General features: G+C 26.7%; 10 protein-coding genes. 7 read left to right on the top strand and 3 right to left on the bottom strand.

What is annotated here, in order from left to right:
* Positions 1–532: 532 nt before the first annotated feature.
* The 7 genes from CRU95_RS15635 (at position 533) to CRU95_RS15600 (ending at position 11,344) form a co-directional block, all read left to right on the top strand.
* Positions 533–892 carry a RidA family protein gene (locus CRU95_RS15635; protein ID WP_129102050.1) on the top strand — a complete coding sequence of 120 codons (360 nt, stop codon included), beginning with the start codon at positions 533–535 and terminating at the stop codon, positions 890–892.
* Positions 893–1,004: 112 nt separating this feature from the next.
* The gene (locus CRU95_RS15630) at positions 1,005–2,246 is read left to right on the top strand and encodes an FAD-binding oxidoreductase (RefSeq protein WP_129102049.1); all 1,242 of its coding nucleotides are present in this window, start codon (positions 1,005–1,007) and stop codon (positions 2,244–2,246) included.
* Between the two features lie 22 nt (positions 2,247–2,268).
* Positions 2,269–3,600 carry a deoxyguanosinetriphosphate triphosphohydrolase gene (locus tag CRU95_RS15625; RefSeq protein ID WP_129102048.1) on the top strand — a complete coding sequence of 444 codons (1,332 nt, stop codon included), beginning with the start codon at positions 2,269–2,271 and terminating at the stop codon, positions 3,598–3,600.
* Between the two features lie 650 nt (positions 3,601–4,250).
* Positions 4,251–4,943: a HAMP domain-containing histidine kinase gene (locus CRU95_RS15615; protein ID WP_129102047.1), complete on the top strand. Its 693-nt coding sequence runs from the start codon at positions 4,251–4,253 to the stop codon at positions 4,941–4,943.
* 70 nt (positions 4,944–5,013) lie between these two features.
* Complete coding sequence (locus tag CRU95_RS15610) at positions 5,014–7,332, top strand: methyl-accepting chemotaxis protein (protein ID WP_129102046.1); 2,319 nt, start codon at positions 5,014–5,016, stop codon at positions 7,330–7,332.
* 306 nt (positions 7,333–7,638) lie between these two features.
* Positions 7,639–8,751 (top strand): SEL1-like repeat protein, encoded by a 1,113-nt coding sequence (locus tag CRU95_RS15605; protein WP_129102045.1) that lies wholly within the window; start codon positions 7,639–7,641, stop codon positions 8,749–8,751.
* On the top strand, positions 8,741–11,344 hold the full coding sequence (locus CRU95_RS15600; RefSeq protein WP_129102044.1) for a phospholipase effector Tle1 domain-containing protein: 2,604 nt from the start codon (positions 8,741–8,743) through the stop codon (positions 11,342–11,344). Before CRU95_RS15605 ends, CRU95_RS15600 begins: the two co-directional genes overlap by 11 nt.
* A gap of 47 nt (positions 11,345–11,391) precedes the next feature.
* Here CRU95_RS15600 and CRU95_RS15595 read toward each other — a convergent pair whose 3' ends face one another.
* The 3 genes from CRU95_RS15595 to CRU95_RS15585 all read right to left on the bottom strand — a co-directional run.
* Positions 11,392–12,027, bottom strand: coding sequence for a GNAT family N-acetyltransferase (locus tag CRU95_RS15595; protein WP_129102043.1), 636 nt, complete (start codon positions 12,025–12,027; stop codon positions 11,392–11,394).
* 2 nt (positions 12,028–12,029) lie between these two features.
* The gene (locus tag CRU95_RS15590) at positions 12,030–12,296 is read right to left on the bottom strand and encodes a hypothetical protein (RefSeq protein WP_129102042.1); all 267 of its coding nucleotides are present in this window, start codon (positions 12,294–12,296) and stop codon (positions 12,030–12,032) included.
* A 31-nt stretch (positions 12,297–12,327) separates the two neighbouring features.
* A partial coding sequence (locus CRU95_RS15585) for a hypothetical protein (protein ID WP_129102041.1) occupies positions 12,328–12,622 on the bottom strand: 295 nt, incomplete at its 5' end.

Genomic DNA, 12,622 nt, shown 5'->3' with positions numbered 1-12,622 from the left:
GATTCTAAAAGATACTTGAATTTTACTCAAAATAAAAAGGAAATTGAAATGAAATAATATTTTTGTTTAATAAAATATAGACTCTTTTTAATTGTTTTTAAAGGTGGAAACTCAAACAGTTTCGGGCTTTACCGAAAATAAACATCTAACTTCCAGCTCCATCAAAGGCAGAAAGAAAAGCCGATAGTTTTAACTGCTAGTTTATAAAGTAATATATAGACACCAAATATATTACTACATCTACAGAAGCCGAACGTTTATTTTTCTCTTTTTGAAATAAGATTGGTAACTGTCTGAGTGTTTAAAAGTTGCTAAATGCAAGTTTTAATAAACGAGTTTTACCAATCAGAAAAGATAAAAATAATAAGTGAGGATACCCGGAGGGCTTCGCAGCCGTAGTTGCTTTTGCTTACTTTTCGTCAATACAAAAGTAAGAGAAGCGAAGAACTTGTTCTTCAAGAGCAAACTTTCATAATAATATAACTTTACAATGCTATACTTAACACACAAAAACTCAAACTAGGGATTAAACATGGTAATTAGAAAACAAGTAAATGAAAGAATGAGTAGAATAGTTGAATATAGTGGGGTTATTTATTTAGCTGGAATCGTATCTGATGATAAAGACTTAGATATAAAAGGTCAAGCTCAAAGAGTGTTGGCTATGGCAGAAGAAAGATTAGCTGAAGCTGGAAGCAATAAAGACCATATCTTACGAGCTGAAATATTTGTAAAAGACATCGCTAGAGATTTTGCAGACTTTAATGAAGTCTGGGATGCTTGGGTATCAAAAGAACAACCACCTGCACGTGCTTGTGTTGAAGCAAATATGGCAAGTTCTAATACACTAGTAGAGATAATATTTACAGCAGTAAAGAGTAGAATATTATAGTAAAAAGATTTTTTCTTTTTGCTAAACATTAAAGAAATTTATTACATCTTATTTCTTCTTGAAGTATAATACTTGCATAGTATTATTTCAAATAAAATCTGGAGAACTATTTATGAAAAGAGACACTATTATTATCGGCGCTGGAGTTGTTGGACTTATGTGTGCTTATCATTTACATAAAGCTGGACGAAAAGTAACTATTATCGATGAAGGTGATATTACTGATTGTACATCGTTTGGAAATGCTGGATTATTATCTGCTTTTGATAAAGGATGTTTAGCTTATCCTGGTGTTATTACAAACACAATGAAGCAGATGATAAAAGGTGAATCTCCAGTAAAAGTTCATCCAAAACTTGATCCCAAACTATTTACTTGGCTTTTTAAATTTGCAGCAAGTGCAAATGAAAAAAGATTTAAAAGAACAGTTATGCTTTTTGAAAAGTATGGGGAAGATACTTTAAAACTATATGAAAAGATGCAAAAAGAAGATAAGCTAGATTTTGACTATCACAGAAAAGGTATGCTTTCTGTATTTACAGAAGATGCTACTTATGATAAGAAGTTAAAAGAGTGTGAATTAAAAGATAAAAAAACATATAAAATATTATCAAAAGAAGAGACAAAAGAGTATTTACCTTGTGGAAATGAGAAAATAAAAGGTTCAATTTTATTTAATAGAAATGCTCACCTTGACCCTAAAAGAGTTATGTTTGAAACAAAAGAATTTTTAAAAAAAGAGGGTGTTGAGTTTATATTAAATCAAAAAATCATAGATATAAAATTTTCAAATAAAAAAGTAAAATCAGTAAGTTCACTTACAAACACTTACGAAGCAGAAAACTTTATACTTTCAACTGGTTATCAAACACTTTTAGCTGATATTAGAAAAAAAAGTTTGATGATGACACCTGCAAAAGGTTATAGTATCACTTTTTCTATGCCAAGTGAATTTAAGCCAAAAACATCAACACTGTTTAGTGATTTGTTTATAGTGATGACTCCAAGACGAGATAGCGTAAGACTTACCTCAAAATTAGAACTAGGTTCTACTGATACAAAAGTAGTAAAAGAGCAAATAGATAGTATAAAATCAAATTTTGAAAAATATACACTTCCTTTTGAGATGAAAGATATAAAAGAGTGGACAGGATTTAGACCTCTTACTCCAAATGATATACCACTATTTGGGAGAGATGAAGAGTACAAAAACTTAGTATATGCTATGGGAATGGGTTGGCTTGGTATGACCTTTGCTCCTAGTATTGGGAAAATAGTTAAAAAAATTATTACAAAAGATTTAGAGAATAAAAACAGCGATGATGTTTTACTTTTCTCAGGTTTTTATCAATAAAATAAAATATAAAAGGTTATAGATGTATTCAAAACTACTATCTAAAAAGAAATATTATGGTGAAGGTAAAATCTCAGAATCAAAAAATGAAGAGTTTTATAGAAGTAGTTTCCACAAAGATTATGATAGATTAATATTTTCAAAGTCATTTAGAAGACTTTCAAAAAAAACGCAAGTTCATCCTTTATCTAAAAATGACCATGTGCATAATAGATTGACTCATAGTTTAGAAGTTGCAAGTGTGGGAAGAAGTTTAGGATTAAGAGCTGGAGAGATATTTAAAAGAAAAAATGAGAGTATAAATCCATATGATGTGGGATATATAGTTCAAACAGCTTGTTTGGCACATGATATTGGGAATCCACCCTTTGGACATGCAGGTGAAGAAGTTATTAAAGAGTGGTTTGCAAAAAATAAAGAAGAGAGTTTTCTAAAAGCCTTATCAAGTGATGAGTTAGATGATTTTTTAAACCTAGATGGCAATGCCCAAAGTTTTAGAATAGTATCAAAACTTGAAAACAATAGTTTTAAAGGTGGTATGAATCTTACTTTTTCTACTTTGGGAGCACTTATAAAGTATCCTTATGCTTCAAGTAATTGTAAGATAATAGGAAAGTCAAAATTCAACTTTTTTCAAAGTGAAAAAGAGTTTTTCGAACTACTTTTTAAAGAACTTGATTTGGTAAGAAAAGATGGGACATATATGAGACATCCACTTTCTTATTTGATGGAAGTTGCTGATGATATTTGTTATGGGTTGTTAGATTTACAAGATGCCCATGAACTTAAAATCATCACACTTAATGACACAATAAAAATCTTTGAACATATATTAGGAACCCCAGAGGTTAAAAATTCACTTGCAAATGAAAAGTATGATGATTTCCAAAGATTATCAAGATTTGTTGCCCTGTCAATCAACAATCTTACTAATCATGCAATGGAAAAATTTGAAGAAAATTTAGAACATATCTGCAGTGAAAACCAAGAAAAAGATTTATTAACATATTTTACAAATGATGATTTAAAGCAAGGATTATTGGTAGCAAAAAGACTAGGTCATGAAAAAGTATTTAATGAGACTAGAAAAGTAGAATTAGAACTTGGTGCTTATAATATAATTGAAACCTTGTTAGATAACCTAATAAAAGCTACTTATAGACTGCACAAATGCAAAGATGAGAAAAAGTTATCCTTTAAAGATCAAAGAGCCTTGCAACTAATGGAAAATGATAAACCAAATAAAAACGACTCACTATACAATATGTATCAAAGAGTTATTGATTATATCGTAGGTATGACTGATAATCATGCAAAATATATTGCCCATCAATTTATTGGAATGAGTTATTAAAATATTTATTTTAATAACTCGCAAGGCTCTATATCAAATAACTTTGCTAGTTTATATATATGTCCCAAATTAAAATGTTTTCCATATTTTAAATTCTCACAATTAGAATAAAAAGCTACTGATCCTATCCCAATTTCAAGTGCAACCTCTAACTGATTTAGTCCATTTTTAATTCTTTTTTTTTTATATTCCCTGATATCTTCTTATAAAAAAGTTCAAGTTCAAATTCAGGTGTAGTATCTAATAAATTCATTTTTGTATTAATTATCCTATTATTATATAATTTTAATAACTACATAACTATATAGTTATAATAATTTTTTATCTTTTTTGTATTGATTATCCTATTATTACATTAGCAACATAACTATATAGATATAATAATTTTTTATCTTTATTCTATAGGATAAATATAATAATTTCTATTATATTTAATCGGATTATTTTACTAAAATTATAAATATTCATCTATTATCAATTTATTAAAAACACAATATTATTTTAAGAAATAGAAAAATTATTTTTATCCTATAGGATATTGTGTTAAAGAGTTAAAATTAAGTAAAATTATTTTTAAATAATTACAATAGAGAATAGGCTAAAATAAGATATGAAATTATGAATATAATAATAGTAAGAATTTTTTATTAATGGATAAAAATAATTTATTAAATAAAAAAGATAATAGGATTTTACAATTAGCTGATGTTATGCAAAATGTTATGGCTGAATGTAAAAATCCTTTAAATAATATTTACACTATCTCTTCAGGTGTATTATTGAATAGTGAGATTGGTCTTTCAGATGAAGATACATATATTAATACACTAAAAACTATAAATGAAAATATAAAAAATATTATAAATAGTATTAATTATTTTGATATTTTTTTATTAGATAAAGAAGAAGTAAAAACATTTAATATCAATAATGTTTTACAAAATGCAATATCTATACATAATCAATCTTTAAAAAAATATAAAATATCAATTGAAACAGACTACTTGTGTAATAGCAATTATAGTGGTTATGAAAATGAACTAACACAAATATTTACATATACACTATCTACTTTAATAAATATTTTAAAGAAAAAACAAAAATCTGAATCAATAATAATTAAAACTAGAACAAATCAAAATAATACAAAAATTACTATTAGAGTTACTACTGGAAATATAAATGAATTTCCTTTAGATCTAGGGTTATCTATATCAAAGAAAATTATCGAAGAACATTACAAAGGAGAAATTATAATAGAAAATGAAAGATTTGAATTTGATGGCAAAAAGTATCAAGGTATGAAGTTTGTAATTATTATTAATAATAGTGTAGTTATTTGAGCTTTATTAATAAAATATACAAAATTACAAAGTTATATAAAAAAATTAAAGTATAAACAAGGGTAAAATTATGTTTAAAAATTTAACAATAAAGATGAAATTAATTTCATCTTTTTCATTGATGGTTATCTTAATTGCAGGTTTAGCAATTTATAGTATATCTTCAATAAATGAAACAAGTAATGGTTTTAGTAAATACAGAAAAATTGCTAAACAGTCTATTCTTGCAAGCGATCTTCACTCAAATATGCTTATGGTTAGAATGCATGTTTTAGATTATTTTAAAGTAGCTACTCAAAAAAGTATGGATGGCTTTAATAAGTATTATGATATTTCTGAGGGCTTAGTAAGTGAGGCACTAACTGAGATTAAAGATCCTTCAAGAGTATCAATGGTAGAAGAGATTAATAAAAGTTTTGACACATATAAAAAAGGATTTTTAAATGTAGTTACTTTAATAAAAGAAAAAAATGATGAAGTATTAAATAATCTTGAAGTTAATGGAAAAAAAATAAATAGAAGTTTAAATTCTATTATAAAAAGTACAAAAGATGATAAAAAAGAAAGTGTTACCTCTTTGGCAGGGAAAGCCGTTGAGGCTTCTTTATTTGCAAGACTTTATAGTAGAAAGTTTTTAGATTCTAATGAAAAGGAAGATTATAATAGAGTATTAAAAGAACTTACTAATTTTGATAAAGTACTAGATGATTTAACTACTGTTGTTGAAGATCCAAAAAGAAAAGAGCAATTACAAATGGTATCATCAGCTTCGAAAACTTATAAAAATGGTATAAATTTCATATATAAAACTATTAATGATAGAAATAATATTATTAAACAATTATGGGTATTGGATTTAAGAATTGTAGAATTATCAAAGAATATAATAATCTCGACAAAAAAAGATCAAGATACAATTGGCCCTGCTGTCCAAAAATTAAATTCAAATATAAAATCATTAGTTACAACGATATCTATAATAATATTAGTTTTAGCAATTTTCCTAGCAATAGCGTTACCAAGAAATATAGCTAACTTATTAAATACATTCCAAGAAGGCTTAATAGACTTTTTTAAATACTTAAATAGAGAGATAGGAGAAGTAGAACGAATAAAAATCGACTCAACAGATGAATTTGGGAAGATGGCAAAAGTAGTAAATGAGAATATAGAGAAAACAAAAAAAGGAATAGAAGAAGATAGAAAATTAATAGATGAGACAATAGCAGTATTAGGAGAGTTTGAACAAGGTGATTTAGTACAAAGATTAGATATAAATGTATCAAATCCAGCTTTAATGCAATTAAAAGATGTGTTAAATAAGATGGCAGATAATTTAGAGAATAATATAAATAATGTGCTTAATATTGTAGAAGAGTACTCATCTTATAATTACTTAAATAAAATATCAACAACTGGACTAAAAGAGCATCTTTTAAAATTATCATCAGGAATAAATGCCTTAGGTGACTCAATAACAGAAATGTTACTAGAAAGTAAATCCAATGGATTGACTTTAGATAAAAGTTCAAATACTTTACTAAATAATGTAGATAAATTAAATCAAAGTTCAAGTGAAGCAGCAAGCTCATTAGAAGAAACAGCCGCAGCCTTAGAAGAAATCACAAGTAATATTAGAAGTAACACAGAAAATATAGCAAAAATGTCTTCACTATCATTAGGAGTAACAGAAGCAGCAAATAATGGAGAAGCATTGGCAAATGATACAACACTTGCAATGGAAGAAATAGATTCTCAAGTAACAGCAATAAAAGAAGCAATCACGGTAATTGACCAAATATCTTTTCAAACAAATATTCTTTCTTTAAATGCAGCAGTAGAAGCAGCAACAGCAGGAGAAGCTGGGAAAGGGTTCGCAGTAGTTGCAGGTGAAGTGCGAAACTTAGCTTCAAGAAGTGCAGAAGCAGCAACTGAAATTAAATCATTAGTGGAAAATGCAACAACCAAAGCAAATGAGGGCAAAAATATAGCAAGAGAGATGATAAAAGGATATAAAGTACTAAATGATAATATAGGGGGAACTGCAAAAATAATATCTGATGTAGAAAGTGCCTCAAAAGAACAATTGTCAGGAATAGAACAAATCAATGATGCCGTGAATCAATTAGACCAACAAACCCAACAAAATGCAATGGTAGCATCTGAAACACAAGATATAGCAACATTAACAGACGAACTAGCCAAACTAATTGTGTCTGATGCAAATTCAAAAGAGTTTAAAGGTAAAGATAGTGTAAAAGCTAAAGAATCTAATAAAGATGACAATATAAAAGAAGAGTTAAAACAAGATGCAAAAGAACCAAAGAGACAAAATCAAGCAGAAATAAAAAAGGCACAAAAAGATACTGACGACTGGGAGAGCTTTTAAGCTTTACCCTTAAATAATATTATAATTGTGAACGGGGTCAACAACAACTAAAAATAAATATGGAAGCTAAAATACTCAGGAAAAAACAAACATCAATGAGTAATGAAATTTGCAAGTATGGATTCTCCTACTCTCCATGAAAAGAAGATTCTATCATAGAATAGTTTAGTTTATATTTTTCCTACAATAAATTTTATTTTGTAATATTTATAAATTAATAAAGTAAAAAAATAGTTTATTTTATCTAACTAAAATATAATTTTAAATATAATTTATCTCTTTAATATTATTAATATAAGGACATAAATGCATTTAATTGTAAAATCTATCTTTTTCACACTAGTTCTAATTCTATTAACTTCTTGCACAAATGAAAAAGTAAAACTAAAAAAAAGTACCTACGATATAAAACAATGTAATAAAAAAACATACACAAACAAAGATTTAGAAGAATATAAACAACTAATAAAAGATAAAGAGATACAAGGTTACAACTGTGTTGGATTGTATTATATGAGAAGTAAAGATTATAAAAACGCAAAAGATTATTTTAATCAAGGTAAAGATAAAGGGAATATAGAATCCTATACTCAACTAGGAAGTTTATATTCAAACTTTTTAAATAAAAAAGATAAAGCAATAGGATACTACACAATAGCTGCAAACAATGGTGAAGTAAAAGCATCACATAACCTAGGTGTAATTTATGATAATAAACTTCAATACAAAAAAGCTTTAACGTGGTACGAAAAATCTTTTAATAGCGGAGATACTTATTCTTTATTGGCTATGGGAACAATATATTTAAAACAAGAGAAGTTAAAAAAGGCTATAGATACTTTTATAAAAGTTGGAAATTTAGGAGAATCTGGAGGCTTTTATAATCTAGGCATTTTATATAGAAAAAATAAAGAGATAAAAGATTTAAAAAAAGCAGAAGAATATTTTCAAAAATGTTTAAACCTAGGCAATGCAACTTGTGCTGGTGGTATAGGAACAGTATATGAAGATTTAAAAGATTATAAAAAAGCTATAGATTGGTATAAAAAAGGGTTTGAGCTAAAAAGTGAAGAGTCTGTTAATAGACTGGGCTTTATATATTGGGAAGTTTTAAAAGATTATAAAAAAGCTATATATTGGTTTAACAAAGGTTATGAAGAGTTAAATTGTATCTCTTGCCTTGCTAGTGTTGGTAATATTTATGCCGTATCATTAAAAGATTATGATAAGGCAATTGAATGGTATAAAAAAGCTAGTGACCTAGGATATGTAAGTTCAACTTATAATATAGGTTACACATATGATAAGGATTTAAAAGATAAAGAAAATGCAATAAAATGGTATAAAAAAGCGGCAAAAATGGGACATGAAAATGCAAAATACCATTTAAAAAAGCTAGGAGTAAAATATGAGCAGTAATGATATAACTATAGGACAAGTTTTTTTCAAACAAGATGAAGGGATTCATCTATATAGATATTCTGTAAAAGAAACAGGAGAAGAAATACATGGCTATAGTGCAAATCTTAGAACTAGAACTGCTTATATTATAATAAGTGACAAAGAGAGTGAAAGATTAAATAGTGATGAAAAAGATAAAGAAAAAATCTTAGAAACTGTAAAAGATAAATATAAAGATCACTTAATAAAAGCCATAGAAAAAGAGAGCGAAAACCTAATAGAAGATAAGCTACAAGCTGTAAATAGTATAGATATTGATAAAAAAATAGTAAAACTAACTTCATTAAACTTAGGTAATACAAGCTCTTATGGAACAATACTAAAATCAAAAGATTATACCCATGCCTATAATCATAAACTAGAAGATAGTCTAAAAGAAAAAACAGATAGAAAAAGTATAGGAACTTTATCTTTTAGCCAAGATAGTTGTCAAGAAATAATAGATAAAGAACAAATAACATACCTAGAAAAAGAGCAAGCTTATATAATAGTATCTATTCCTTATGTATATAATATAAAAAAAGACACACCTATAAAAGAGTTGGAAGTAACTCTTTATGAAGAGAATATCACAGCTTCGTATATGCCTGAACTTATAGTAGAGTATGGAGTGTTTTTTGATGGAACTCAAAATAATATTTATAATATAAACTTTTATAAAAACTATACAGAGTTTTTAAAAGAACCTGCTGAGTTTATTGAGATAAATAGAGGTAGGGATTTTGATAAAAAAACAATTGAAGAAATTTTAACTATACAAGAATACATACTATCAGAACCAAATCCAGAACTAAATGACCAAGTTCTAATTTTACTTCTATCTCAAATAGACAAAGCTCCAAAAGAGATAAGATATTTCGATAAAAATTCAAATCTTGAAACAGAAGAAAAAGAGTTATTAAAAAGTACAAAAGCAAAACATGCAAAAAAAGTATTTGAGTATTTTCTTGCTGTAAAAAAAGAGTTAAATACAAGTGAAGAAGAAAACAGAGAAAGATATATAAGAGAAAATATCTTAGCAGATGATGATGAAGATAGTAGTTTCACAAATGGAGAATCAAATATCAGTAGACTATATAATCTTTATGATGGTGCAGATGTAAAAAGGGATAAAACAATACTTCCAACAAGTAGGTTTAAACTATATGAAAGTGGAGCAGGAACAAATAACCCTTTTATACAAGAAGATTATGAAGAGGATTCTGGTCTTTTTGGTTCAGGATTTGGAGGGGAAAAATATCTAACAAAAGATAAAACAGGTATTGAAGCTCATATTATATATGCTTGTATAAAAATATCAGAGCAATTAAGAGCTTCATCCCTTGGATATATAAATGAACTATATCTTGATGTATTTGGTTTTAGTAGAGGAGCAGCAACAGCTAGACACTTTATCTGTTCTATTTTAAATGAAGCAGAAAAAAATGATAAAAACTACAGTATAAAGATGAAAAAAGAGAAAAATATATTTACTCCATTTTTTGGTGATACTGGTATAGTATCAATAGATAGAAAAAGATACTACAATCCTTTAAATACAGAAAAAAGATATTATGGAGGAGGCCGAAGTAGAATCAAAAATCCATATTATGGGAAAAAGAAGATTACAATAGAGTCTATAAATTTTAGATTTGCAGGACTTTATGATACTGTGCCACATTTTGGATTGGAACAATCAAATGATTTTCAATCTTTGAACCTAAACTTTTTTAAAGATAAAAATGAAGAAAAAATAGGACAAGTTGTGCATCTCATGGCAAAAGATGAGTTTAGATATAACTTTGATGCCTATTCGATTTTTCAAGATATAAACAAAGATATACAAAAAACAGATGGTTTAACTTTAAGTGGTGGTAAAAAGTTTGAAGAGTATTTTCTTCCTGGAGCACATTCTGATGTAGGAGGAGGGTATAATAACTCTAGTGAGACTACTTTATTAACTAAAAAGTATGTGAAAGATTATACTGAGATTCCTGAATATATAAGAGACTCAATAATTGCTTGGAATAATAAATACAATTGGTTAAATAAAAATAAGATAGAAAAAGTCAAATCAAAAAAAGAGATAAAAGATGATTTTGAAGATGGCTTTTATTATTGTATTTTACCTGAAGTTATCCCTTCTTATTTTGGGACAGCTATACCAAAACCAATGCTATATCTATATATGCATAAAAAAGTGGTTTTAAATAATTATGAATATATAACACTTAAAATCATGTATGAAAGAGCAATTTATAAAGATATGACTCAAGGTAAAGAATTGGGCAAAAAAGAGAAATTGGAGATGGTTCCTTTTGCTTCTTTATCTTCATATAGTTTTAAAGATGATGAGATATTAAATAAAGTGTATAAGGCATTAGAAAAAAAAGGCGAATTTATAAGTGGAGATTCTTTATACAAAAAATTAAAAGATGATTATATCCATCACTCATCAAAATGTGCTGATTTTATAAATAAAGCTTCTTTTGAAGATAAAGAGTTTGGGGATTTTTATGGGAAAAGAGTTATTTACACTGCTTTAGGAGATAAATTTACTTTAAGTGAGTAAATACATTATAATAACTATTTAAAGAAAAGATATAAAAGTAGATTCACTCACTTCAAATCTCTTTTTTTTATCTCATCTGATAATTCATCAAATTTAAAACGAGTTTTCATAAGTTTTAGACAATCTTCATGGATGAGAATCTCTTTTTCATCAAAAGAGCTTGCATTGTCTTTTAATTTATTATGAATATCTTCTAACTCTAAATCATTGAATTGATCAGTAGAACCTTCATAATTAATCTCTTCAATTTCTTTTATATCATTAGGCATCTTAAAATCACTATAATAAAGTAACTCTTTAGTTACACCCCAATATCTTAGCCCTAATTTATTATAAAACTTAATAGAATTGTTTACACTATACAGCTTGTATCTTTCAACTTTATTGGGCTTTACTGAAGAAAAAAGATATTTTAATAATTTATATGCATAACCATTTCTTCTATATTTAAAAGGAGTTAGAATATTGTTTATTGTTAGATATTTGTTATTTTTAGAGATATTGTAAAAAAGATATGTAACATGACGATTATTGACTTTTAAAGCAAGGGGTGGGAATTTTTCCCAACTATAATAGTTATCCCACAAATCAAGTGCATTTTTTAGAAACTTTAGATTCTCAAAGTGGCTTAGTTTTTGTACCGATTCTAAATATTCTTCTCTACTTAGGGTAACAACTTCCAAAATTAATGTTCTTTGTGTTCATCTATTAATGTCATAATTTTGTCGTAAACTTCACTTGCTTGTGTATCATTGATTTGATTGGTATTGATTGATTCAACGATATTTTGTAGCTCTACCATAAATGATTCCATCTCTTTTATAGCTTCTATGTCATCTTCTGTTGCTTCATTATTCTCTAAAAGTTTTAACAAGTCTTCTAAATATGCTTCAACTTCTGGTAACATTGTTACTTCGACAACTTCTTTTAACTCATTTTTAATATTGGACATTTTTAGCCTTTTAATTAATTATTCAATTATTTTAAAATACAAAAGCAATATCTGCTATAGAAATATTATACATTAAAACCTTTGTATTATCAGAATCAATAACACTATATTTTATAGTTAAATCATTTGGATTTTCAATTTCTTGATGATTTTCCACAAATTTTTTGTATCTATTTTCATCTAAAATAGAATAAATAAAAAGTACCTTTTCTTTAAATTTTTCATTATTTATATATAAAGAGAAAACTTCAGGTTGTTTTTCTATGTCATATTTGTTTACAAAATTAATTGTATACATTTTTTCTACAAGGTCTTTTTTTATGTAT

Origin of the sequence: Arcobacter sp. F2176, from assembly GCF_004116465.1 — a bacterium.
Lineage (GTDB): Bacteria > Campylobacterota > Campylobacteria > Campylobacterales > Arcobacteraceae > Arcobacter > Arcobacter siniprincipis.
Note: the sequence above shows the minus strand (reverse complement) of the source record. Positions and strands in the feature narration are given on the sequence as shown.